Source organism: Variovorax sp. GW821-FHT09B05, from assembly GCF_059418265.1.
This window is the reverse complement of record NZ_JBWKPN010000008.1, coordinates 395,310-417,858: the sequence shown is the minus strand read 5'-3', so window position 1 is coordinate 417,858 and position 22,549 is coordinate 395,310. Positions and strand designations below refer to the sequence as shown.

21 protein-coding genes and 1 pseudogene are annotated in these 22,549 nt (G+C 69.8%); 5 read left to right on the top strand and 17 right to left on the bottom strand.

Annotated features, from left to right (window positions below):
- The first annotated feature begins 95 nt into the window (after positions 1-95).
- From AC07RM_RS22835 to AC07RM_RS22825, 3 genes and pseudogenes are all read left to right on the top strand, one after another.
- Complete coding sequence (locus tag AC07RM_RS22835; protein ID WP_495335962.1) at positions 96-2,123, top strand: transglutaminase TgpA family protein; 2,028 nt, start codon at positions 96-98, stop codon at positions 2,121-2,123.
- 57 nt (positions 2,124-2,180) lie between these two features.
- A pseudogene (mltB, locus tag AC07RM_RS22830) lies at positions 2,181-3,266 on the top strand (lytic murein transglycosylase B); the annotation flags it as partial.
- Between the two features lie 190 nt (positions 3,267-3,456).
- A complete protein-coding gene (locus AC07RM_RS22825; RefSeq protein ID WP_495335961.1) occupies positions 3,457-4,098 on the top strand; it encodes an HD domain-containing protein in 642 nt (213 codons plus the stop codon).
- 16 nt (positions 4,099-4,114) lie between these two features.
- Here the strand turns inward: AC07RM_RS22825 and AC07RM_RS22820 are convergent, their stop codons facing one another.
- The 16 genes from AC07RM_RS22820 to glpD all read right to left on the bottom strand — a co-directional run bounded on the left by AC07RM_RS22820 (position 4,115) and on the right by glpD (position 19,526).
- Entirely contained in the window at positions 4,115-4,606 is a 492-nt protein-coding gene (locus AC07RM_RS22820) for a hypothetical protein (RefSeq protein WP_495335960.1), read from the bottom strand.
- The gene (locus AC07RM_RS22815) at positions 4,603-5,691 is read right to left on the bottom strand and encodes a beta-ketoacyl synthase N-terminal-like domain-containing protein (protein ID WP_495335959.1); all 1,089 of its coding nucleotides are present in this window, start codon (positions 5,689-5,691) and stop codon (positions 4,603-4,605) included. The genes AC07RM_RS22820 and AC07RM_RS22815 overlap by 4 nt, the downstream gene beginning before the upstream one ends.
- 7 nt (positions 5,692-5,698) lie before the next feature.
- Positions 5,699-5,971, bottom strand: a complete 273-nt coding sequence (locus AC07RM_RS22810) for an acyl carrier protein (RefSeq protein WP_495335958.1) — start codon at positions 5,969-5,971, stop codon at positions 5,699-5,701.
- Positions 5,968-7,125, bottom strand: a complete 1,158-nt coding sequence (locus AC07RM_RS22805; protein WP_495335957.1) for an ABC transporter permease — start codon at positions 7,123-7,125, stop codon at positions 5,968-5,970. The genes AC07RM_RS22810 and AC07RM_RS22805 overlap by 4 nt, the downstream gene beginning before the upstream one ends.
- A gap of 6 nt (positions 7,126-7,131) precedes the next feature.
- A complete protein-coding gene (locus AC07RM_RS22800) occupies positions 7,132-8,040 on the bottom strand; it encodes an ABC transporter ATP-binding protein (protein WP_296723490.1) in 909 nt (302 codons plus the stop codon).
- Entirely contained in the window at positions 8,040-9,053 is a 1,014-nt protein-coding gene (gene darH, locus AC07RM_RS22795) for a BtrH-related acyltransferase DarH (protein ID WP_495335956.1), read from the bottom strand. Before darH ends, AC07RM_RS22800 begins: the two co-directional genes overlap by 1 nt.
- A complete protein-coding gene (locus AC07RM_RS22790; RefSeq protein ID WP_208508520.1) occupies positions 9,050-9,445 on the bottom strand; it encodes a DarG family dialkylresorcinol biosynthesis protein in 396 nt (131 codons plus the stop codon). The genes darH and AC07RM_RS22790 overlap by 4 nt, the downstream gene beginning before the upstream one ends.
- A gap of 32 nt (positions 9,446-9,477) precedes the next feature.
- A complete protein-coding gene (locus tag AC07RM_RS22785; RefSeq protein ID WP_495335955.1) occupies positions 9,478-10,620 on the bottom strand; it encodes a beta-ketoacyl-ACP synthase III in 1,143 nt (380 codons plus the stop codon).
- Positions 10,610-11,593 (bottom strand): dialkylresorcinol condensing enzyme, encoded by a 984-nt coding sequence (locus AC07RM_RS22780; protein ID WP_495335954.1) that lies wholly within the window; start codon positions 11,591-11,593, stop codon positions 10,610-10,612. The genes AC07RM_RS22785 and AC07RM_RS22780 overlap by 11 nt, the downstream gene beginning before the upstream one ends.
- A 234-nt stretch (positions 11,594-11,827) precedes the next feature.
- A complete protein-coding gene (locus tag AC07RM_RS22775; protein ID WP_093354765.1) occupies positions 11,828-13,558 on the bottom strand; it encodes an ABC transporter substrate-binding protein in 1,731 nt (576 codons plus the stop codon).
- A 101-nt stretch (positions 13,559-13,659) separates the two neighbouring features.
- Complete coding sequence (locus tag AC07RM_RS22770; RefSeq protein WP_093354762.1) at positions 13,660-13,968, bottom strand: DUF2160 domain-containing protein; 309 nt, start codon at positions 13,966-13,968, stop codon at positions 13,660-13,662.
- Positions 13,969-13,981: 13 nt separating this feature from the next.
- A complete protein-coding gene (locus AC07RM_RS22765) occupies positions 13,982-14,794 on the bottom strand; it encodes a carbohydrate ABC transporter permease (RefSeq protein ID WP_296777404.1) in 813 nt (270 codons plus the stop codon).
- On the bottom strand, positions 14,791-15,681 hold the full coding sequence (locus AC07RM_RS22760; RefSeq protein ID WP_203201731.1) for a carbohydrate ABC transporter permease: 891 nt from the start codon (positions 15,679-15,681) through the stop codon (positions 14,791-14,793). Before AC07RM_RS22760 ends, AC07RM_RS22765 begins: the two co-directional genes overlap by 4 nt.
- The gene (locus AC07RM_RS22755) at positions 15,678-16,757 is read right to left on the bottom strand and encodes an ABC transporter ATP-binding protein (RefSeq protein ID WP_490878028.1); all 1,080 of its coding nucleotides are present in this window, start codon (positions 16,755-16,757) and stop codon (positions 15,678-15,680) included. Before AC07RM_RS22755 ends, AC07RM_RS22760 begins: the two co-directional genes overlap by 4 nt.
- A gap of 1 nt (position 16,758) precedes the next feature.
- A complete protein-coding gene (locus AC07RM_RS22750) occupies positions 16,759-17,832 on the bottom strand; it encodes an ABC transporter ATP-binding protein (RefSeq protein WP_495335953.1) in 1,074 nt (357 codons plus the stop codon).
- Positions 17,832-19,526, bottom strand: a complete 1,695-nt coding sequence (gene glpD, locus AC07RM_RS22745) for a glycerol-3-phosphate dehydrogenase (RefSeq protein ID WP_398501307.1) — start codon at positions 19,524-19,526, stop codon at positions 17,832-17,834. The genes AC07RM_RS22750 and glpD overlap by 1 nt, the downstream gene beginning before the upstream one ends.
- A 157-nt stretch (positions 19,527-19,683) precedes the next feature.
- Between glpD and AC07RM_RS22740 the strand changes: the two genes are divergently transcribed.
- Both AC07RM_RS22740 and glpK read left to right on the top strand, forming a co-directional pair.
- Positions 19,684-20,469, top strand: coding sequence for a DeoR/GlpR family DNA-binding transcription regulator (locus AC07RM_RS22740; RefSeq protein WP_093354748.1), 786 nt, complete (start codon positions 19,684-19,686; stop codon positions 20,467-20,469).
- Positions 20,470-20,476: 7 nt separating this feature from the next.
- Positions 20,477-21,976 carry a glycerol kinase GlpK gene (gene glpK, locus AC07RM_RS22735; protein ID WP_495335952.1) on the top strand — a complete coding sequence of 500 codons (1,500 nt, stop codon included), beginning with the start codon at positions 20,477-20,479 and terminating at the stop codon, positions 21,974-21,976.
- A gap of 15 nt (positions 21,977-21,991) precedes the next feature.
- On the opposite strand, the gene AC07RM_RS22730 is transcribed toward glpK, so the two are convergent.
- A complete protein-coding gene (locus AC07RM_RS22730; RefSeq protein ID WP_256223038.1) occupies positions 21,992-22,408 on the bottom strand; it encodes an SH3 domain-containing protein in 417 nt (138 codons plus the stop codon).
- Positions 22,409-22,549 lie beyond the last annotated feature (141 nt).

The window sequence follows — 22,549 nt, the reverse complement described above, 5'->3', positions numbered from 1 at the left end:
CTTTTCTTTGGTTACTTTCTTTTGGCGAAGCAAAAGAAAGTGACTCGCCCGCCGGGGCGAGACCCGGCCAACAGCCTTCATAAGAAACCAACCTCATGAAGAAGCTAACGATGGCCACATTGCCAAGAGACACAAGAGACACCCTCTTCCTCCTGGCAGTCATAGCCCTCATCATCCTCCCCCAGGTAGACCACCTCCCCTGGTGGTGCACCACCCTCACCACAGCAGTCCTGATCTGGCGCGGCACCCTCGCCGTCCAATCCAAACCCCTCCCCTCCCGCTGGTGGCGCATCGCCCTGCTCGTGGTGACGGTCGCCGCCACCTTCGCCACCCACCGCACCCTGCTGGGCCGCGACGCCGGCGTCACGCTGATCGTGATCCTGCTCGCACTCAAGACGCTCGAGCTGCGCGCGCGCCGCGACGCCTTCGTCGTCTTCTTCCTGGGCTTCTTCGCGATGCTCACGAACTTCTTCTATTCGCAGTCGCTCGCCACCGCCATCACGATGCTGCTCGCGCTGCTGGGCCTGCTGACCGCACTGGTCAACGCCCACATGCCGGTGGGCCGGCCGCCGCTCGCGCAGGCGGCGCGCACCGCGGGGTGGATGGCGCTCGCGGGCGCGCCGATCATGTTCGCGCTGTTCCTGCTGTTCCCGCGCTTCGCGCCGCTGTGGGGCACGCCCGGCGACGCGATGGCCGGCCGCAGCGGGCTGTCGAACACGATGCGCGTGGGCACCATCGCCGAGCTCGCGCTCGACGGGCGCGTGGCAGCACGCATCAAGTTCGACGGCAACCGCGCGCCGCCGCAGAGCCAGCTCTACTTCCGCGGCCCGGTGCTCGCGCAGTTCGACGGCCGCGAATGGACCGCGCTGCCGTCCTGGCGCCGCGGCGCGGCCAGTTCCGAGCTGCGCACCAGCGGCGAGCCGCTGGGCTACGAGGTCACGCTCGAGCCCAGCAACCGTCCCTGGCTGCTCACCCTCGACGCCGCACCGCGCGCGCCCGAACTGCCGGGCTACGAGGTCACGGGCAGTTCGGACCTGCAATGGTTCGTGAACCGGCCGCTGTCGGACCTGGTGCGCTATCGCGCCCAGAGCTACACGCGCTTCGAGAGCGGCCCCGCGAACAGCGCGAACACGCTGCGCGCCTACCTCGCGCTGCCGCCCGCCTCGAACCCGCGCACCGCGGCACTCGCGCGCGAGATGCTCGCCGACCCGGCCCTGGCCGGTGCCGCCACGCCCGCGCTGGTGCAGGCGGTGCTGCGGCGGCTGCGCACCGGCGGCTACAGCTACACGCTCGAGCCCGGCGTCTACGGCAACGACACCGCCGACGAGTTCTGGTTCGACCGCAAGGAGGGCTTCTGCGAGCACATCGCCTCGGCCTTCGTGGTGCTGATGCGCGGCATGAACGTGCCGGCGCGCATCGTCACCGGCTACCAGGGCGGCGAACTCAACGGCATCGACGGCTACTGGGTGCTGCGCCAGAGCGATGCCCACGCCTGGGCCGAGGTCTGGGAGGCCGGCAAGGGCTGGGTGCGCGTCGATCCCACGGGCGCGGTGGCACCGGGACGCGTCGGCCAGTCGATGCGCCTCGTGCAGGCGCCAGGTCTGTTCGCGGGCGCCGTCATCGCGATGAGCCCGACCTTCGCGCAGAACCTGCGCGCGACCTGGGAGGCCGTCAACAACGGCTGGAACCAGTGGGTGCTCAACTACACGCAGAGCCGCCAGCTCGACCTGCTGAAGAACATCGGCTTCGAGGCGCCGAGCCTCGAGGACCTGGCCTACGTGCTGCTCTATCTGCTGGTGGGCGCGAGCCTGGCCGGCGCGCTCTGGACGTTGTGGGAACGCAGCCAGCACGATCCCTGGCTGCGCCTGCTCGGCCGTGCGCGCGCGCGGCTCGCGAAGGCCGGCCTCGCCGTGCCCGACACCGCGCCGCCGCGCCAGATGGCGGCGCTGGCCGAAGCCTTCTTCGGCATCGATGAAAGCGCGCCGCTGCGTGACTGGCTGCTGAAGCTCGAGGCCCAGCGCTATGCACCGGACGGCACCGGCACGCCGGCCGCGCTGCGCGCCGAGTTCCGTCGCCTGCCATGGCCTGCGCGCAAGGCCGGGCCCGCACTGCAACCCGGCTGAACGCAACCACATGTGTCGCCCGCCGGCCCTCGCGCGGCCGGGCGGCACAATCGGCCGATGCGATCCTCCCTTTCCACGCGGCATCAGCCGGTCCGCGCCGCTGCCCTCGCCCTTCTTGCCGCCTGTGCCGCCGGGCTCGCCACGCAGGCCGCGGCCCAGCCCCGCCCCGCGGTCAAGGCCGTGGTCGGCAGCACGCCCTACGCCACGCGCGACGACGCGATGCGCTTCGCCGACGAGGTCGCGGCGCGCCGGGGCCTGGACCGCCAATGGGTGCGCGCCACCATCGGCGGCGCGCGCTTCCTGCCCAACGTGCCGCGGCTGATGCTGCCGGGACCGGTGGGCACGGTGAAGAACTGGCAGGTCTACCGCAGCCGCTTCATCGATGCCACGCGCATCGCCGCGGGCGTGCGCTTCTGGCGCGCCAATGCCGACCTGCTCGCGCGCGCCGAGGCCACCTACGGCGTGCCGCCCGAGATCGTCGTGGGCATCGTGGGCGTGGAGACCATCTATGGCCGCAACATGGGCAACTTCCGCGTCATCGACGCGCTCGCCACCTTGGCCTTCGACTTCCCGCAGGGCCATCCGCGCGCGGCCGAGCGGCAGGCCTTCTTCCGCGGCGAGCTCGAGAGCTTCCTGAGCACCGAGAGCCGCACCGCCGACGACCCGATGGTGCCGCTGGGCAGCTACGCGGGCGCGATGGGCATGCCGCAGTTCATGCCGAGCAGCATCGCCAAGTACGCAGTGGACTTTGACGGCGACGGACGCATCGACCTGGTCAACAACACGGCCGACGTGATCGGCTCGGTGGCCAGCTACTTCAAGGCCTTCGGCTGGCAGCCGGGCATGCCCGCGATCTACCCGGTGCGCTTCGACGAGTCGCGGCTGCGCAAGGACATCCTGCTGGCGCCCGACATCCTGCCGAGCTTCAGCGCCGACAGCTTCGTGGCCGCGGGCGCGGTGCCAGACGGCGAGGGCCAGCGCCATCGCGGCCTGCTTGCGCTGATCGAGCTGCAGAACGGCGCCAACGCCGCGCCGACCTACGTGGCGGGCACGCGCAACTTCTACGTGATCACGCGCTACAACTGGAGCAGCTACTACGCGATGTCGGTGCTCGACCTCGGCAACGAGGTCAAGGCGGCGATGGGCTATGCGCCGGCGCCGCAGCCGGTGCTGGCGCCGGCCCCCGCGCCGCTGCGCTCGCAGCCGAGGCTCGATGCGCAACCGATGCCGCTGCCCCTGCAATCGACGCCGACCGAGCCGACGGCCTCGCAACCGCTGTCGCCCGCCTCCTCGCCGCGGCAACCGATGCCGCTGCCGCAGTGAGGGCCACGCGATGACGCCCTTGTCGAGCGCGGCCCTGCGGGCGAACTGGCACGCCGCCTGGCGCGCGCTCGGCATCGCGCAACCCGGCACGCCCGAGCGCGATGCGCTGTGCGACGAGCTGCAGCGCCGCTACGCCGAGCCGCAGCGCCACTACCACACGCTGCAGCACCTCGGCGAATGCCTGGCCTGGTTCGAGCGCGAGCAGGCCGCCGCGCAGCGGCCCGGCGAAGTGGCGCTCGCGCTGTGGTTCCATGACGCAATCTACGACGTGCATGGGCACGACAACGAGGCACGCAGCGCCGCCTGGGCGCTCGAGGCGCTGCGCAGCTTCGAGGCCGGCGAGGACGCGGCGCAGCGCGTGCACGAACTCGTGATGGCCACGCGCCACGATGCCGTGCCCGAGGGCCGCGATGCCGAACTGCTGATCGACATTGACCTCTCGATCCTCGGCGCCGAGCGCGCGCGCTTCGATGAGTACGAGGAGCAGGTCGGGCGCGAATACGCCTTCGTGCCGCTCGAGATCCGCCTGCCGCGCCGGCGCGCGATCCTGCAACGCTTCCTCGACCGCGACGCGATCTACGCCACGCCGCGCATGCACGCCCTGCTCGAGGTCTGCGCGCGCGAGAACCTGCGCCGGTCAATCGCGGGCTGAGCGCGCCGCCGATATCTCAGGCCGGCAGCAGCCGCCACCATTCCGAGCGCATCGGCAAGGCGCCACCGGCCTCCTCGACCTGGCCCAGCAGCAGGCCATCGGCCCCCGCGCCATGCACCACCAGTCGCAGCAGTTGCGCCGCATCGCGGTTCAGCACGAAGCTGCCGTCGCCGCGCCAGCCCAGGCAGCGGCCGACCTCGGCCAGCGCCAGCGCGGGCTGGCTCTGCATGAAGGTGAAGGGCATGGTGAGCCCCGCATCGAGCTGCTCGAGCCCGGTGCAGGTCGCGGCCCAGGGCCCGCGTCGGCTGCCGACGCGCAGGCGTGCACCGGCGGGCAGCGCGGCCTCGCCGGCCGCGTCGATGCAGCGCAGCGCGCCATGCATCGCGAGCTCGGTCCAGGTGCCGACGCGGCGCGGCCGGTAGCCGAGCCGCTGCACGAGCTGCGCGTGCCAGTCGTCCGGCAAGGGGTCGGCACCGACATGCGCGACGACGCGCCAGCCCTCGATCATGGCGCGCCCTCCCCCGCATCCTCGAGCACCAGCGCCGCATGGCCGCCACCGAAGCCCAGCACGTTGAACAGCAGATGCCGCAGTCCGTGCGGCGCCGAGGCACTCAGCGCCAGGCCCAGCGCCGCGTCGGGCGCATGCGTCGCCACCGGCCAGGCGCCGTGCGCGATGCAGCCGGTCAGCAAGGCCAGCTCGGCCGCGCCCGAGGCGCCGAGCGTGTGGCCGATCGCGGTCTTGAACGACACCAGCGGCGGCAGCGGATCGAACAGCGCGCGCAGCGCCTGCGCCTCCACCGCATCGTTGCCGGGGCTTCCCGCGGCCTGCACCTTGACCAGTCCGATGTCGCGCGGCCGCAGCCCGGCCTGTGCGAGCGCGGCTTCGCACACGGCACGCACCGCGCCCGCCTCGTTGCCCGCGGGGTTGCTGCCGTCGACCCTGTTCGCGCCGCCCGCAATGCGCCAACGCGCGGGCCGCGTGCGCAACTGCAGCGCCGCGAAGGCCTCGCCGAGCACCAGCCCGTCGCGGCCGGCGCCGAAGGGCCGCGCGCCATCGGGCGACAGCAGCTGCATCGCGCCGAAGCCCGCCACGGTGAAGCGGTTGTCGGGCTCGGCGCCGAGCACCAGCGCCTCCTCGGCCCCGCCGCCGCGCAGCAGATCCGAGGCCGCGAGGATCGCATTGAGCGCCGAGGTACAGGCCGTCGACACGGTGAAGACCGGGCCGCGCCAGGCGAGCGCGCCGGCCACGATCTCGGCGAAGTCGAGCAGGTCGCCGCCGAGCCGGCGGTCGTCCTTCTCGTGCTCCATGTGGCCGATGTCGAGCGAGGACGAGGCGACGAACAGCGGCGCGTCGCGCGACACCGCGCCGCCCGCGCGATCGGCCTGCGCCACCACCGCGCGCACGCGCCGGCGCACGCGTTCGTCCCACCCGCCATCGCTCGCCGACAACTGGTAGACCGGCCACTGCGCCTGCGCCGACACGGCCACCGGCACGGGCCGCACGCCGCCCGCGCGCAAGCTGGCGATCGCCGCGTCCAGATCGTCGCCCAGCGCGCAGGCCAGCCCCACGCCGCCGAGGTACACCGCCCTCATCGTGCGTTCATGCCCTCTGCTCGCGCAGCAGGTGCTCGGCCAGGTGCGCGACCGAGCTCAGCGCGCGGCGCGTCTCCTTGCTGTCGGGCATGCGCACGCCGAAGGCCTGCTGGATCGCCATCGACACCTGCAGCGCATCGAGCGAGTCGAGGTCCAGCCGCGCCTCCGGGCCGAACAGGGCCTCGTCGTCCGACAGGCCGCCGGGCGGCGGCTCCTTCTCGACGGCTTCGAGCACCAGCGTCTTGAGCCGGGCGATGAATTCGGGAGTGACGGGGTTCATGGCGTGCGCCTGCGAAAGAGAAAGACCGCGAGCACGAACATGGCGGCCGCGAACACCACCAGCCGCCCGACCTGCGGCAGCGTGTCGGCCACGCCGCCGCCGCGCAGCAGCACGGTCAGCAGGGCCTCGAGGCCCCAGTTCATCGGCGAGAGTTCGACCAGCCGCTGCATGAAGCCCGGCATCACGAACTTGGGCACCATGATCCCGCCCGCGGCCGCCATCAGCACGTTGACCATCGGCCCGATGGTGGCGGCCTGCGCATGGCTGCGCACCGCGCAGGCCAGCGCCAGCGAGAGGCTCACGGCCGCGAGGCTCACCGCGCCCAGCGCGACCAGCAGCGCGCCCCAGTCGATGCCCGCGAGCGACAGCGCGTCGCCGCCGATCAGCGGCATCAGCCAGATGCCCGCGGCCAGCATCAGCAGCGCCTGCACCGCGTTCACCGCGAGATAGGGCAAGGCCTTCGAGGCCAGCAGCATGGCGCGCGACACGCCCAGGCTCTGCAGCCGGCCCAGCGCGCCCGAGCCGCGCTCCTGCACCAGCAGGCTCGAGAGCGAGGCCACCACGAAGAACATGCCGAACACCAGCCAGGCCGGCACGTTCTGCTGCACCGAGGTCGGCCGCGGCCCGCTGCTCGCGAAGCGCTCGGCCTGCACCAGCGCCTGGATCGACGCGCCCTGCGCCGGCCCCGCGGTGCCCGGCACCTGCAGCGCGAGCCGCGCCTTGAGTTCGCCCGAGGCGCCGACCAGCTCGGCACGCAGCGCGTTGTGCAGGTTGCTGTCGATGCCGGGCTCGGTCAGCAGCTGGATGTAGGGGCGCGTCGAGAGCGCCACCGATTCGAGCTCGTCCGACAGCCCCGGCTGCAGCACGATCACGTACTTGAGCTCGCCGCGCCGCAGCCGCGCCTGCCAGTCGGCGCCCAGCGGCTCGGGCGCGCCATGGGCCTTGCGCCACAGCTGCAGCAGCCACTGCGCGGGCGTGCCGTTGTCGCGCACGTCGACCGCATAGTTCAGCGCGGCCAGCGGCGGGCGGTAGATGTCCTTGAGCGTGAGCGACATCAGCACGATGAAGATCATCGGCATCAGGAACAGCGCGGCCAGGCCGTGCATGTCGCGCCGCAGCGCGAGCAGTTCCTTCTTGATCAGGGCCCAAAGCATCGGTCGTCAGTCCCGCAGCGAGCGGTGGGTGAGCGCCATGAACAGCTGCTCGAGGTCGTGGCGGCCGAACTCGGCATGGCGCACCTCGATGCCCGCGGCCTCGAGCGCGGCCAGCACCGGGGCCGGACCGGTGCCCGGATGCAGGTGGATGCGCCAGTGCACGCCGCCCTGCTCCACCGTGCCGAAGCGCGAGAGCATTTGCGCATCGAGCCCGTCGGCGGCCAGCGTGAGCAGCATCGCGTTCTTCGACAGCAGTTCCTCGAGCGAACCCTCGCGCAGCACCCGGCCATGATCGAGGATCGCCACGCGGTCGGCGATGGCCTCGATCTCCTCCATGTAGTGCGAGGCGTAGATCACCGCCGCGCCCGCGCGCGCCAGACCCTTGATCGCGTCGAGCACGAAGGCGCGCGACTGCGGATCGACGCCGACGGTGGGCTCGTCGAACAGCATCAGCTCGGGCTCGGGCAGCAGTGCGATCGCGAGGTTGAGCCGGCGCTTGAGGCCACCCGAGAGCCGCTCGGCGCGCGTGCCCGCGAAGGCCTCGAGCTGCGCGAACGCGAGGCAGGCCGCGATGCGCTCGCGCTTGCGCGCGCCCGCGAGCCGGCCCGCGGCAGCGAAGCAGGCCAGGTTCTCGGCCACGGTGAGCATCGGGTAGAAGGCATGGTCCTGCGGCGCCACCGCGATGCGCGTGGGCGCCTGCGCGCGCACCTGCGCGAGCGGCACGCCATCGATGCGGATCTGGCCCGACTGCACCGCGAGCGCGCCCGACAGGTGCGAGATCAGGGTGGTCTTGCCCGCGCCGTTGGGCCCGAGCAGGCCGAGCACGCAGCCGCGCGGCACGGCCAGCGACACCGCGTCGAGCGCGTTCGCCTGGGCGTGCGGGTAGCGGTGGCTCAGTCCCTGCAGTTCGAGCATCAGGACACGGCGGCCTTGAGGTCGCGGAAGAAGCTCTGCTCGCGCTGCGCCTGCTCGCGCAGCAGCGCCGCGAGCGTCGCCGGATCGACCGCCTCGCGCCCCTTGACCATGCGCGCGGCCTTGAGCGCGAAGGCGCGCCAGTCGTCGCCGATGGCCGTGAGGCGGTCGGACATCTGCAGCAGCTGCGGCTTGCCGAGCAGCGCGGCGGCCTCTTGCAGGAAGGCCGCGTAGATGAAGCGGAAGCCGGCGCCGCCGGTGCCGATCTCCTCCTGCATGCGCACCAGGTGGCCGATGAAGGCCACGGTGCGCGGATCGGCGGGCGCGAGCTTCGCGATGCGGCCGGCCAGGGTGCGCATGCCGCGCACGCCGACGATGGGCACCGGCGCGAGCATGTTGCGCACGGTCTTCAGGATCGCCTTGCGCACCGCGCCCGCGTCGACCGCCTTGCGCTCGATCGCCTGCGGGTAGTACATGAGCCCCTTGGGCGCGAGCACGCCCTTGGCGAAGCGCGCGCGCGCCAGGTCGGCGCTGGCGCAGCGCACCGGCTCCTCGAACACCGGGTCGCTGATCAGGTACTCGTCGCCCTCCTTGCCGTAGACCAGCAGGTTGTGCGCATTGAAGTGGAAGCGCATGTTGGGCGGGAAGTACGGCAACCAGTAGACCGAGGTCTGCAGGCCCACGAGGTGGCCGTCGGCGAGCAGCGCGTCGAGCCGGCGCTGGCCGTCCTCGGGGCTTCTGAAGGTCTCGAAGCAAAAGCGCGCGGCCATCGGCGCGAGCAGGCCCTTGATCATCGCGCGCGGCGGCATGCGGTAGGAGATCAGCGGCAGGCCCGAGAGCTTGATGAACGGCAGGTAGGCGAACGACAGGCCCGAGGACAGTCCCAGCGCCATGCTCTCGGTCATCGCGGGCACGCCGTGGTGGCGCATCAGGCTCGAGATCACGCCGCTCTCGCAGTGGGCGGCCTGGCTGTGGCGGAAGCCGCTTTCGGCGACCGGTGCGGCGATGGCATTCATGGCAGTTCCTTGAGCGCGGCGACGGACAGGCCCAGCGCCTGCGCATAGCGCGCGAGCTGGTCCCCGGAGAGCGCCGCGAAGTGCCGCGGCTGCAGGTGGCGCCGCACGCGCCATTGCCAGAAGCCGCTGGTCTGCGACAGCAGCGCGACGTCCATGCGGCGGTCGTACATCCAGTATTCGAGCGGCGAGGCCAGGCCCTGCGCCACGCGCTCGCGCGCGGTCGCGGCCTGCGCCACCAGCGTGTCGACCGCATGGGTGGTGACGATCTCCTCGGCCTCCCAGCCGCGCGAGGTGGTCGTGACCACGCGGCCCTGCGCATCGCGCGCGTACATCAGCTTGGCGTGGCCCGCGAGCGTGGCATTGCCTTCCTGGGGAACTGCGTCGAGGTCCATGTCAGCGTCTCTCCTTCGCCATCGGCTTCGTGTCAGACGGCCTCGAGGTAGATGAAACCGCTCGAGAAGCGGCCGCTCTCGGGCACGAACATCAGCAGCTTGTGGCCGGGTCGGATGCGGCCCGAGCGGAACAGCTCGTCGAGCATGATGTAGGGCGAGGCGGAACCGGTGTTGCCCTTGCGCACCAGGTTGCTGAACCAGCGCTCGCGCGGAATCGCGAAGCCCATCTGCTCGAGGCAGCGCGCCACCGGCTCCACGAAGTAGCTCGACGACAGGTGCGGCAGGAACCAGTCGACGTCCTCGGGCCGCAGGCCGCGCTTCTCGACGATGGCCGCGAGCGGCTCGCCGAGCGTGGCGCGCACGATGTTCTCGTTGAGCAGCCGCACGTCCTGCTTGATCGCGAAGGTGGAGTCGCGGTGCCAGTCGCGCGGCGCGGTGCGGGCCCAGCCGGTGAGGCTGCCGTCGGCATTGCGGTCGGCGCCGGCATACATGCACACCGGCAGCTCGTGCGCGGCCGACGAGAGATCGATCCACTCGACCTTGAGCGACAGCGGGCCGCGCGGAGTGCGCTCCAGCAGCACGGCGCCCGCGCCGTCCGACAGCATCCAGCGCAGGAAGTCCTTCTCGAACGCGATCTCGGGATTCGTCTCGAGCAGGTCGATGCGGTGCTCGATCTCGGCCTCGAAGCGCGAGCCGCGCATCAGCGGCGAGGCCAGCTCCGAGCCGGTGGCCACGGCGCGCTCGGCATCGCCCGCGCGCACCGAGAGCCAGGCGTGCTTGAGGGCGGTGGCGCCGGCCAGGCAGATGCCCGCGCAAGCCACCACCTCGAGCCGCGGCCAGCCGAGCTCGCCGTGCACCATCACCGCGTGGTTGGGCATCAGCTGGTCGGGCATCGAGGTGCCGGTGACGAGGCAGTCGATGCGCCCCAGTTCCTCGGGCGTGCCCAGGTTGCGGATCGCCGCGGCGGTGAGCTCGGCATTGCTCATGGCCTGCAGCCCGGTCGCGCGGTCGATCGCGTAGTGGCGCGACTGGATGCCGTTGCTGCGCAGGATCAGGCGTCGCGCACGCGACACCCGATCGCCGACGCGGCCCAGGACTTCTTCGATGTCTTCGTTGCTGACCGGAGCAAAAGGCAGGAAGGCGGCGGTACGGGTCAGGAAGACATCAGTCGTCATAGAGATGGGAACGGTCCGTGGCCGAGCCGGAGGGCCACTCGAAATGGGCGGTCATTCTAGTCAGCCACCCTCGCAGCAGAGGGCGCAGCAGCGCCTGCAGCGTGAGGCTCACCGGGACCACGGTGACGATCAGCGCGAGCAGGAACAGCACGTACAGCAGCAGCAGCGGCTTGCGCTGCCAGGCCCCGGGGCCGCCGGCGGCCATCAAGAGCTTGCCCCAGAGGAAGAAGCTGCGCGTGCCGGCCTTCTCGCTGACCAGCAGCCGCGCATTGGCGTTGACCGCGCCCAGGCCCGCGAGCAGCGGCTCGGTGCCGCGCTCGAGCCCCTGGTGCAGCGCATCGCGCAGCGCGCGGCCGAAGCGCACGGTGCGCGCGATCTGGCCCGGCTCGAGGCCCGCGTCGGGCATGCCCCAGAAGCCGCGCTTGCGGCCCCAGACCAGCCAGGCCGGGGTGGTGAAGAAGGTCGCGAGCGTGGGGCCCGGATCGGTCAGCACCACGTTGTCGATCAGCCGCGCATCGATGGCGGCCAGCAGGCCCTTGAGCTTCTCGTGCGCGAGGTGCCACATGTTGCGGCAGGCAATCACCGTGACCACGGGCTTGCCCTGGAGCAGGCGCGCCGCCACCGGGTGCTTGAGGAAGGCCGTGATCGGCTGCGAGGGCGCGAGGAACCACACCTGGTAGGGCAGGATCACGAGGTCGAAGTCCTCCTCGCCCGTGAGCGCCAGCGGCTGCAGCGCGGGCGGCTTCATGTGCGCGGTCTCGGGGAAGGCGTCGAAGAAGCGGATGAAGCCCCAGGGGAACGGAAAGGGCCGCACCGGCCGCAGCGTCTCCACGTGCACCGCGATCGCCGGGTCGTCGCGCAGCGGCGCCACGATCCGCTCGGCGACGCTGCCGAGCTGGCCGGTCTGCGAATAGTGGATCACGAGCACGCGCTTGGCGATAGGCGGCGCGACGGCCTCGGAAGGGCTGGACAAGCTGGAATTCACGGGTGGGCGGTTCGAAGGGCCGTCGAATGTACGCGATGCCCCGGCATCGCGCATCTGCCATAGGTCATGCATCGAAAGGATGCGGCCAACCGGCGACGCGCGGCGTACGAGGACTCGTAGGCCCCGGGGCCGCATGCCCGGCGCGCATGCAAAAAAGGGGCCGCGCCTCGCGGCGCGGCCCCTTCCGGTAAGGTTCGGGCAGGATTCGGGCGATCGTCCCGATCAGCGGACCTTGCCTTCCTTCCAGGCCGTCAGCAGCTTGTTGTAGTCGATGGTCTCGCCCTTGGGCTTCTCGTTGGCCAGCTTCTTCCACGGCGCGTGGTCGTCGCTCAGGTACTTGGCCGGGTCGCCCTTGGGATTGAGCTTGGGCGCGCACTTGGCCATGCCGGCGCGCTCGAGGCGGGCCATCACGTTGTCCATCTCGTCGGCCAGGTTGTCCATCGCCTTCTGCGGGGTCTTCTCGCCGGTCACGGCCTCGGCCACGTTCTTCCACCACAGCTGCGCCAGCTTCGGATAGTCGGGCACGTTGGTGCCGGTCGGGGTCCAGGCCACGCGCGCCGGGCTGCGGTAGAACTCGATCAGGCCGCCGTACTTGTTGGCGTTCTGCGTGAAGTAGTCCGAGCGGATGTCGCTGTCGCGGATGAAGGTCAGGCCGGTGATCGACTTCTTCAGCGAGGTGGTCTTGGCGGTGATGAACTGCGCGTAGAGCCAGGCCGCGGCCGTCTTGTTGGCATCGTGGCCCTTGAAGAAGGTCCACGAGCCCACGTCCTGGTAGCCGTTCTGCATGCCCTGCTTCCAGTACGGGCCGTTCGGGCCGGGGGCCATGCGCCACTTGGGCGAGCCGTCCTCGTTGACGACCGGCAGGCCCTTCTTGGTCATGTCGGCGGTAAAGGCCGTGTACCAGAAGATCTGCTGCGCGATCTGGCCCTGCGCCGGCACCGGACCCGATTCGCCGAAGGTCATGCCCATGGCTTCCTTGGGCGCGTACTTCTTCATCCAGTCGATGTACTTGGTGAGCGCGTACACGGCGGCCGGCGAATTGGTGGCACCACCGCGCGACACGGAGGCACCGGTCGGCGTGCACTTGTCGGCCGCCACGCGGATGCCCCATTCGTCGATCGGCATGCCGTTCGGGATGCCCTTGTCGGCCGCGCCGGCCATCGACAGCCAGGCATCGGTGAAGCGCCAGCCCAGCGACGGGTCCTTCTTGCCGTAGTCCATGTGGCCGTAGATCGGCTTGCCGTCGATGGTCTTCACGTCGGTGCTGAAGAACTCGGCGATGTCCTCGTAAGCGCTCCAGTTCAGCGGCACGCCCAGGTCGTAGCCGTACTTGGCCTTGAACTTGTCCTGCAGGTCCTTGCGCGCGAACAGGTCGGCGCGGAACCAGTAGAGGTTGGCGAACTGCTGGTCGGGCAGCTGGTAGAGCTGGCCGTCGGGCGCGGTCGTGAAGCTGGTGCCGATGAAGTCCTTGAGGTCGAGGCCGGGGTTGGTGAACTCCTTGCCCGCGCCGCCCATGTACTCGGTCAGCGACATGATCTTGCCGTAGCGGTAGTGGGTGCCGATCAGGTCGGAGTCGGAGACCCAGCCGTCGTAGATCGACTTGCCCGACTGCATCGAGGTCTGCAGCTTCTCGACCACGTCGCCTTCCTGGATCAGGTCGTGCTTGACCTTGATGCCGGTGATTTCCTCGAAGGCCTTGGCCAGCGTCTTCGACTCGTATTCATGGGTGGTCAGCGTTTCGGAAACGACCGACACCTCCTTCACGCCCTTGGCCTGCAGCTTCTTCGCGGCCTCGATGAACCACTTCATTTCCTCCATCTGCTTGTCCTTGGACAAGGTCGAAGGCTGGAACTCGCTGTCGATCCATTTCTTGGCTTCGGCCTCCCCGGCCGACGCACCGTGCGCGGCGAACATCGCAGCCGCCAACGCCAACGCTGTGTAGCGCATCTTCATGAACGTGTCTCCTCGGTTGATTGCTTCCCCGGCTTTGTCGATCGCGGCTCCGGGGAGGCGGAGAGCCGGATTCGTTGTGGAAAGAAGAAGGCGCGTCGCGTTCAGCCCTTGCGCAGGATCAGCGCGAGCAGCGCCATCGACAGCACGAAGCTGATCCAGACCGAGGGCTCGGCCTCGAGGCTGAACCAGGCCTGGAACTTGTCGGCCAGGCCGACGAAGGCCAGGTTGACGTAGGCCGCCGACAGCAGGCCGATGAACAGCCGGTCGCCGCGCGTGGTGGCGATCGGCAGCCAGCCACGGCGCAGCGTGGTCGGCGACTTGAGCTCCCACACCGTCATGCCGGCCAGCATGAGCACGATGCAGATGAAGAAAACGGCCACCGGGGTGGTCCAGACCATCCAGTCGAACATCTCTGTTGTCTCCTCAGACGCGGCCCATCGCAAAGCCTTTTGCGATGTAGTGACGGACGAACCAGATCACGATCGCACCCGGCACGATGGTCAGCACGCCGGCCGCCGCCAGGGTCGCCCAGTCCATGCCCGAGGCGCTCACGGTGCGCGTCATCGTCGCCACGATCGGCTTGGCGTTCACGCTCGTGAGCGTGCGCGCCAGCAGCAGTTCGACCCAGCTGAACATGAAGCAGAAGAAGGCCGCCACGCCCACGCCGGCCTTGATCAGCGGCAGGAAGATGGTGAGGAAGAAACGCGGGAACGAGTAGCCGTCGATGTAGGCCGTCTCGTCGATCTCGCGCGGGATGCCGCTCATGAAGCCTTCGAGGATCCAGACCGCGAGCGGCACGTTGAACAGCAGGTGCGCGAGCGCCACGCCCAGGTGCGTGTCCATCAGGCCGACCGTGCTGTAGAGCTGGAAGAAGGGCAGCAGGAACACCGCGGGCGGCGTCATGCGGTTCGTCAGCAGCCAGAAGAACACGTGCTTGTCGCCGAGGAACGAGTAGCGCGAGAAGGCATAGGCCGCCGGCAGCGCCACGGTCAGCGAGATCACCGTGTTGATCGCCACGTAGATCAGGCTGTTGATGTAGCCCGAGTACCAGGACTCGTCGGTGAAGATGCGCGCGTAGTTGGCCCAGGTGAGCTGCTGCGGGAAGAACGAGAAGCTCGAGAGGATCTCCTCGTTCGTCTTGAAGCTCATGTTGATCATCCAGTAGATGGGCAACAGCGCGAACAGGATGTACAGCACCAAAAAGATGCTGCGCTTGTGGAACCGCTTGTCGTTCATTGTTCTTTCTCCACCTCTTGCGTACCCACCCGCTGCATCCAGTTGTAGAGCACGAAGCACAGCAGCAGGATGATGAGGAAATAGATCAGCGAGAACGCCGCCGCCGGCCCCAGGTCGAACTGGCCCACGGCCTTCTGCGTCAGGTACTGGCTCAGGAAGGTGGTGGCATTGCCCGGCCCGCCGCCCGTCAGCACGAAGGGCTCGGTGTAGATCATGAAGCTGTCCATGAAGCGCAGCAGCACCGCGATCATCAGCACGCCGCGCATCTTGGGCAGCTGGATGTAGCGGAACACCGCGAACTTGCTGGCGCCGTCGATGCGCGCGGCCTGGTAGTAGGCGTCGGGGATCGAGCGCAGGCCGGCATAGCACAGCAGCGCCACCAGCGGCGTCCAGTGCCAGACGTCCATCACCAGCACCGTGAGCCAGGCGTCGGTGGCGCTGCCGGTGTAGTTGTAGTCCACGCCGAGTTTCTGCAGCGCATGGCCCAGCAGGCCGATGTCGGCGCGGCCGTAGATCTGCCAGATGGTGCCGACCACGTTCCAGGGAATCAGCAGCGAGAGCGCCACCACCACCAGCACGGCCGAGGACTTCCAGCCCTTGGCCGGCATCGACAGCGCGAGCGCGATGCCCAGCGGGATCTCGACCAGCAGCACCGCGAGCGAGAAGCCGAGCTGGCGCCACAGCGCCTGGTGCAGCTCGTCATCGCGCATCACGGCGGCGAACCATTCGGTGCCGACGAAGACGCGGCGCTCGGGCGAGATGATGTCCTGCACCGAGTAGTTCACCACCGTCATCAGCGGCACGATGGCCGAGAAGGCGACGCAGATCAGCACCGGCAGCACGAGCCACCAGGCCTTCTGGTTGATCGGTTTGTTGGTGGCGTTCATGCGACCAGCTCCTCGTCCTTGTAGTAGCAGGTGTGCGCATCCAGCACGCGCAGCCACACCGTGTCGCCCACCGCGGGCGGCTGCTCGTCGGGATGCAGGCGCACCTTGAGCGGGCTGCCGTCGCCGCCCTCGGTACGGGCACTCACCATCGTGTAGGTGCCCACGTCCTGCACCTGTGCCACCGTCGCGGGCACGGCGCCGCCGGCGCCGGCCGGGGCCAGCCGCAGGTACTCGGGACGGATGCCGATCTTGAGTTCGCCCGCCGGCAGTTCGCGCGTGGGCACCAGCGGCGTGCCCGCCACCTCGATGGTGCCGTTGGCGCTGCGGGCCGCGAGGAAGTTCATGCCCGGCGAGCCGATGAAGTGGCCGACGAAGGTGTGGGCCGGGCGCTCGAACAGCGCGTCGGCGCTGCCCACCTGCACCGCCTTGCCGCGCGTCATCACCACCACCTCCTCGGCGAAGGTCAGTGCCTCGACCTGGTCGTGCGTGACGTAGATCAGCGTGAGCTTGAGTTCGCGGTGGATCTGCTTGAGCTTGCGCCGCAGCTGCCACTTGAGGTGCGGGTCGATCACGGTCAGCGGCTCGTCGAACAGCACCGCCGAGACGTCGCTGCGCACCAGGCCGCGGCCTAGCGAGATCTTCTGCTTGGCATCGGCCGCGAGGCCCGCGGCGCGCTGGTTGAGCTGGCCGCTCATGTCGAGCATCTCGGCGATCTCGCCGACGCGCTTTTTGATCTGGTCGGCCGGCATCTTGCGGTTGCGCAGCGGGAACGCGAGGTTCTCGGCCACGGTCATCGTGTCGTAGATCACCGGGAATTGGAACACCTGCGCGATGTTGCGTTCCTGCGGCGTGGCCTGCGTCACGTCGCGGCCGTCGAACTTGACCGTGCCCTGCGAGGGCACGAGCAGGCCCGAGACGATGTTGAGCATGGTGGTCTTGCCGCAGCCCGAGGGGCCGAGCAAGGCGTAGGCGCCGCCGTCGCGAAAGCTCATCTTGAGCGGCAGCAGCGCATAGTCGCTGTCCTGCGTCGGGTTCGGGCGGTAGGCGTGGGCCAGGTCGAGGTCGATGCGGGCCATCTCAGTTTCCTTTGCGCCATGCCGGCGCGCGCGCCAGCTTCTCGCCGGCATCGAACACATAGGCCCGCGCCGCGCTGAAGTACAGCGTGATCGAGGCCCCCAGCTCGAAGCGGTGCACGCCGGTGAGCTGCGCCACCAGTTCGCCGACCGCGGTCTCCACGTGCACGAAGGTGTCGGAGCCCGAGATCTCCGCCAGCTCCACGGTGCCGGGCAGCGCGATGTCGCCCTCGCCCGCTTCCACTCCGAGCGCGCTCGCGCGCAGCCCGATGGTGACCGCGCCCGCCACCGACTCGGGCAGCGCGAGCGCCAGCGCCGGCCCGCGCGCCAGCTGCACGCTGCCCGCGGCGGCGGTGCCGGCCAGCAGGTTCATCGGCGGATCGCTGAAGGCGCGCGCCACGCGCAGCGACTGCGGCGCATGGAACACCTCGGCGGTCGGGCCGTACTGCAGCAGCTCGCCGGCATCCATCACCGCGGTGTAGCCGCCGAGCAGCAGCGCCTCGCCGGGCTCGGTGGTGGCGTAGATCACGGTCGAGTCGCCGGCCGCGAACAGTTGCGTGAGTTCCTCGCGCAGGCCTTCGCGCAGCTTGTAGTCGAGGTTCACCAGCGGCTCGTCGAGCAGCATCAGCGGTGCGTTCTTGGCCAGCGCGCGCGCCAGCGCCACGCGCTGCTGCTGGCCACCCGAGAGCTCCTGCGGATAGCGGTCGAGGAACATGCCGATGGACAGCTTGTCGGCCAAAGCGCGCACGCGCGCGTCGATGTTCGATTCGCCGCGCAGCTTGAGCGGCGAGGCGATGTTGTCGGCCACCTTCAGCGAGGGATAGTTGATGAACTGCTGGTAGACCATCGCCACGTTGCGTTCGCGCACCGGCATGCCGGTGACGTCCTGGCCGTCGACCAGCACCCGGCCCTCGGTGGGCGTGTCGAGGCCGGCCATCAGCCGCATCAGGCTGGTCTTGCCGGCCTGCGTGGCGCCGAGCAGCACGGTCACCGCGCCGCTCTTCGGCGCGATGCTCTGCTCGTAGAGCCAGGTTTGCGCGCCGACCTTCTTGGTCACGCGCTCCAGTGACAGCTGCATCAGCCTTCCCTCCCTTGCATGTCCAGAATCTCGCGCTGCGCGTCCAGCCAGTCGGCCACCTGCCGGCGCTGCTGCGGCGTGTAGCGCAGCCCGAGCTTGGAGCGGCGCCACAGCACGTCGTCGGCGCTCACCACCCATTCGTCGCGCTGCAGGAAGCGCAGCTCGCGCTCGTGCAGGCCGGGCGCCACCTCGGCGCCGAGGTCGGCCATCGATGCCGCATCGCCGAGCAGCTCGCCGATGCGCGCGCCGTAGGCACGCGCGAGCCGGCGCGCGAGCTTCGCGTCGAGCCAGCCGTAGCGCTGCTGCACGGCGGCCAGGAAGCGCTCGAAGTCGCCGTCGGGCCGCTGCGCCGCGCCGATCCAGGCCGACAGGTCGCCGCCCGCGAGGAAGGCGCCCTCGGTCCAGGCCGGGCGCTGGCTGTTCGGCTGGCCCAGCATGCGGCCGACCTCGTCGGCGGCGTCCTCGGCCAGCTTGCGGAAGGTGGTGATCTTGCCGCCCCACACCGACAGCAGCGGCGCGGCGGCGGTGTTCGACTCGAGCATGTAGTCGCGCGTGACCGCCGACGGATCGCCCGAGGCATCGTCGAGCAACGGGCGCACGCCCGAGTAGGTCCACACCACGTCGCTCGGCGCGATCGGCTGCTCGAAATAGCGGCTGGCCTGGGTGCAGAGGTACTCGACCTCCTCGTCGGCGATGCGCGCCGCGCCCGGGTCGTCGCCATGCAGCTCGATGTCGGTGGTGCCGATCAGCGTGAAGTCGTCCTGGTAGGGGATCGCGAAGATGATCCGCTTGTCGGGGTTCTGGAAGATGTAGGCGTGGTCGTGCGCGAACACGCGCGGCACCACGATGTGGCTGCCCTTCACGAGCCGCAGGCTCTTGGTGGCCAGTGCCTCGCCGTTGGCGGGCTTCGCCACGCCGCGCAGGAAGGATTCGGCCCAGGGCCCGGCGGCATTCACGACCGCGCGGGCGCGTACCGTGCGGTGCGTGCCGTCGGGGCCCTCGAGCACCGCGGTCCAGCCGTCGGCCTCGCGCCGCGCATGCACGCAGCGGGTGCGCGTGAGCACCTCGGCGCCGCGTGCGCGCGCATCGAGCGCGTTGAGCACCACCAGCCGCGCGTCGTCGACCCAGCCGTCCGAATAGACGAAGCCGCGCTTGAACTGCGGCTTGAGCGGCGCGCCCGCGGCATGGGTGCGCAGGTCCACGCCGCGCGAGGCCGGCAGCACCTCGCGTTTGGCAAGGTGGTCGTAGAGGAACAGGCCGATGCGGATCATCCAGGCCGGGCGCATCGAGGGGTCGTGCGGCATCACGAAGCGCAGCGGCCACATGATGTGCGGTGCGCTCTTGAGCAGCACCTCGCGCTCCTGCAGCGCCTTGCGCACCAGCGAGAACTCGTAGTACTCGAGGTAGCGCAGCCCGCCGTGGATCAGCTTGGTGGAAGAAGACGAGGTATGGGAGGCGAGATCGTCCTTCTCGCACAGCACCACGCGCCAGCCGCGGCCCGCGAGATCGCGTGCGATGCCGCAGCCATTGATGCCGCCGCCGACGATCAGCACATCGCAGTCGGTGGCCGGTGCCGGCGGATTCTGGGAGAGATCGCTCACTGGAATGCCACCCGTCCTTTCGCCCGTCTCTTGTTGTTTCGATGCGTGACCAAAGTCACCGAAGGCGGCCATTGTATTTTCGGTTTTTTTCATTTGAGTTCCTTATGGCGCGATTTTCCTCCGAGTTTTCCCTTAGAGATGTTCGTTTTTTTTCGTTCTATAAAGTGACGCGCCCAACGCCGGGTCACCGGCCACCCCGTGTTTTTTTGCGTACTCTCGGCTTACTTTCATTCGTTCTCGCCCCCACTCAGTGAATTCCAACCCTCGCCAGATCAATCTCCTCGACACCGTGCGCGCGCGCGGCTCGGTCACGGTCGAACAGCTCGCCGACATGCTCGGCGTGACCCTGCAGACCGTGCGGCGCGACGTGCAGCGGCTGGCCGACGAAGGCCTGCTGACCCGCTTCCACGGCGGCGTGCGCGTGCCGAGCTCGACCACCGAGAACATCGGCTACCAGCAGCGCGAGACGCTGCATGCCGACGGCAAGGCGCGCATCGCGCGGCGCGTGGCCGAACTGGTGCCGAACGACTGCTCGCTGATCCTCAACATCGGCACCACGACCGAGGCGATCGCGAAGGCGCTGATGCGCCACAGCGGCCTGCGCGTGATCACCAACAACCTGAACGTGGCGACCATCCTGAGCGGCAACAGCCAGTGCGAGGTGATCGTGGCGGGCGGCTCGGTGCGCGCGCGCGACCGCGCCGTCGTGGGCGAGGCCACGATCGATTTCATCCGGCAGTTCAAGGTCGACATCGCGCTGATCGGCGTGTCGAGCATCGAGTCCGACGGCTCGCTGCGCGACTTCGACCTGCGCGAGGTGAAAGTGGCGCAGACCATCATCGCGCAGGCGCGCGAGGTCTGGCTCGCGGCCGACGCGAGCAAGTTCAACCGTCCCGCGATGATCCAGCTCGGTACCCTGTCTCAGATCGACCGCCTCTTCACCGATGCGGAACCGCCCGATCCCTTCCCGACGCTGCTGCGCGACGCGCAGGTGCGGCTCGAGATCGCCCGGCCCCATCAGACCCCGAAGGAATGACTCCCGCATGACGACCACCTACCTGCTCGCCCTCGACCAGGGCACCTCCAGCTCGCGCAGCATCGTGTTCGACCGCGGCGGCCACGTGGTGGCCATCGCGCAGAAGGAACTCAAACAGATCTATCCGCAGCCGGGCTGGGTCGAGCACGATCCGCTCGAAATCTGGGACAGCCAGCTCGCGACCGCGCGCGAGGTCATCGCCAAGGCGAAGCTGCGGCCCGAGGACATCCATGCGATAGGCATCACCAACCAGCGCGAGACCACCGTGCTGTGGAACCGCAAGACGGGCAAGCCGGTGCATCACGCGATCGTGTGGCAGGACCGGCGCGCCGAGCCGCTGTGCGCGCAGCTGCGCGAGGAGGGCCTGGCCGACACCATCCGCGAAAAGACCGGCCTCGTGATCGATGCCTACTTCTCGGGCACCAAGCTGCGCTGGCTGCTCGACAACGTGCCCGGCGCGCGCGAACAGGCCGAGCGCGGCGAGCTCGCCTTCGGCACCATCGACAGCTGGCTGATGTGGCAGCTCACGGGCGGACGCAAGCACGTGACCGACGTGAGCAATGCCTCGCGCACCATGCTGTTCAACGTGCACGGCAACCAGTGGGATGCCGAGCTGCTGGCGGCGCTGCGGATTCCCGCGGCATTGATGCCGGCGGTGCAGCCCTCGGCTTCGCACTTCGTCGACACCGACGCCGCGCTGCTGGGCCGCTCGCTGCCGGTGGGCGGCGTGGCCGGCGACCAGCAGAGCGCGCTGTTCGGCCAGGCCTGCTTCGAGGCCGGCATGGCCAAGAACACCTACGGCACCGGCTGCTTCCTGCTGATGCACACGGGCGAGGCCTTCCAGCCCTCGAGCAACGGCCTGCTCGTGACCAGCGCGGCGCAGACCGGCACGCAGCCGCAGTACGCGATGGAAGGCAGCGTGTTCGTGGGCGGCGCCGTGGTGCAGTGGCTGCGCGACGGCCTCAAGGCGATCAAGGGCAGCGCCGAGGTGCAGTCGCTGGCCGAGAGCGTGCCCGACGCGGGCGGCGTGATGATGGTGCCGGCCTTCACCGGCCTGGGCGCGCCCTACTGGAACGCCGACGCGCGCGGCACCATCACCGGCCTCACGCGCGGCACCACCGTGGCCCACATCGCGCGCGCCGCGCTCGAGAGCATCGCCTACCAGAGCGCCGCGCTGCTGCAGGCCATGAGCCGCGACGCGGTGGCCGCGGGCGGCAAGCCGGTGGCCGAGCTGCGCGTCGATGGCGGCGCCAGCGTGAACGACCTGCTGATGCAGTTCCAGGCCGACCTGCTGGGCATCCCGGTGGTGCGGCCCGAGGTGGTCGAGACCACCGCGCTCGGCGCGGCCTACCTCGCGGGGCTGTCGACCGGCGTCTACGGCGACGTCGGCCAGCTCTCCAAGCTGTGGAAGGTGGAGCGCCGCTTCATGCCCACCATGGGTCGCGCGCAGGCCGAGGAATCGATGGCGCGCTGGGAGCGCGCGGTGCGCCAGGCCACGCAGGCCTGAGCGCCTGGGCCGGGCTTACCAGCCCCAGGTGAGGCTGGTCGCGACCCAGCCGACCGCGCCGCCCTCGTGGCGCACCTTGGTCCACTTGCCGCGCCGCTCGAGCGTGCGCAGCACGTCGCCATAGCCGGCCTTCTTCACGATCGGGCTGCGCGCGCCCGGCGCGCGCCGCAGGTTCGCCACCTGCGCCTTCACCACGCGGTGCGGCACCTTGTTGGTCATCGAGCGATAGACCCAGGCGCGGTCACCCTCGAAGTCGCGCACCTGCAGCCAGTCGCCCTTGCGCTGGAGCACCTGGAACGGATAGCCGTGCGTCACGGTCCAGTGCGCGGGGTTGCCCACGCCCGGTCCGCTGCGCAGATTGAGCGTCTTGACCGCGGAGCTGACCATCTCGCGCGCCCACGCGGCCGGGGCCGAGACGAGCAGCAGGGTCATGACGAGGAGGAGTGCGGGCAGTCGGCTGAATCCGTTCATGGAGGAGGGTTTCCTTTCTCGAGCGCAAGGGTTTTCCAGAGGGCCGGCGAGGCCGGCGCGAGCCTTTCTGGGCCGCGTGCGCCGCAGAAGTTCCGCGACCGA

Excerpts from the sequence above, each read along its gene's own strand:
- AC07RM_RS22790 (WP_208508520.1), bottom strand. The coding sequence starts at position 9,445 with ATGGACCTCGACGCAGTTCCCCAGGAAGGCAATGCCACGCTCGCGGGC.
- AC07RM_RS22750 (WP_495335953.1), bottom strand. The coding sequence starts at position 17,832 with ATGCAGCTGTCACTGGAGCGCGTGACCAAGAAGGTCGGCGCGCAAACC.
- AC07RM_RS22730 (WP_256223038.1), bottom strand. The coding sequence starts at position 22,408 with ATGACCCTGCTGCTCGTCTCGGCCCCGGCCGCGTGGGCGCGCGAGATG.
- AC07RM_RS22815 (WP_495335959.1), bottom strand. The coding sequence starts at position 5,691 with ATGAGGGCGGTGTACCTCGGCGGCGTGGGGCTGGCCTGCGCGCTGGGC.
- darH (WP_495335956.1), bottom strand. The coding sequence starts at position 9,053 with ATGAATGCCATCGCCGCACCGGTCGCCGAAAGCGGCTTCCGCCACAGC.
- AC07RM_RS22810 (WP_495335958.1), bottom strand. The coding sequence starts at position 5,971 with ATGAACCCCGTCACTCCCGAATTCATCGCCCGGCTCAAGACGCTGGTG.
- AC07RM_RS22760 (WP_203201731.1), bottom strand. The coding sequence starts at position 15,681 with ATGAACGCCACCAACAAACCGATCAACCAGAAGGCCTGGTGGCTCGTG.
- AC07RM_RS22770 (WP_093354762.1), bottom strand. The coding sequence starts at position 13,968 with ATGTTCGACTGGATGGTCTGGACCACCCCGGTGGCCGTTTTCTTCATC.
- AC07RM_RS22755 (WP_490878028.1), bottom strand. The coding sequence starts at position 16,757 with ATGGCCCGCATCGACCTCGACCTGGCCCACGCCTACCGCCCGAACCCG.
- glpD (WP_398501307.1), bottom strand. The coding sequence starts at position 19,526 with ATGAAAAAAACCGAAAATACAATGGCCGCCTTCGGTGACTTTGGTCAC.
- AC07RM_RS22835 (WP_495335962.1), top strand. The coding sequence starts at position 96 with ATGAAGAAGCTAACGATGGCCACATTGCCAAGAGACACAAGAGACACC.
- AC07RM_RS22785 (WP_495335955.1), bottom strand. The coding sequence starts at position 10,620 with ATGACGACTGATGTCTTCCTGACCCGTACCGCCGCCTTCCTGCCTTTT.
- glpK (WP_495335952.1), top strand. The coding sequence starts at position 20,477 with ATGACGACCACCTACCTGCTCGCCCTCGACCAGGGCACCTCCAGCTCG.
- AC07RM_RS22820 (WP_495335960.1), bottom strand. The coding sequence starts at position 4,606 with ATGATCGAGGGCTGGCGCGTCGTCGCGCATGTCGGTGCCGACCCCTTG.
- AC07RM_RS22765 (WP_296777404.1), bottom strand. The coding sequence starts at position 14,794 with ATGAACGACAAGCGGTTCCACAAGCGCAGCATCTTTTTGGTGCTGTAC.
- AC07RM_RS22800 (WP_296723490.1), bottom strand. The coding sequence starts at position 8,040 with ATGCTCGAACTGCAGGGACTGAGCCACCGCTACCCGCACGCCCAGGCG.
- AC07RM_RS22825 (WP_495335961.1), top strand. The coding sequence starts at position 3,457 with ATGACGCCCTTGTCGAGCGCGGCCCTGCGGGCGAACTGGCACGCCGCC.
- AC07RM_RS22775 (WP_093354765.1), bottom strand. The coding sequence starts at position 13,558 with ATGAAGATGCGCTACACAGCGTTGGCGTTGGCGGCTGCGATGTTCGCC.
- AC07RM_RS22805 (WP_495335957.1), bottom strand. The coding sequence starts at position 7,125 with ATGCTTTGGGCCCTGATCAAGAAGGAACTGCTCGCGCTGCGGCGCGAC.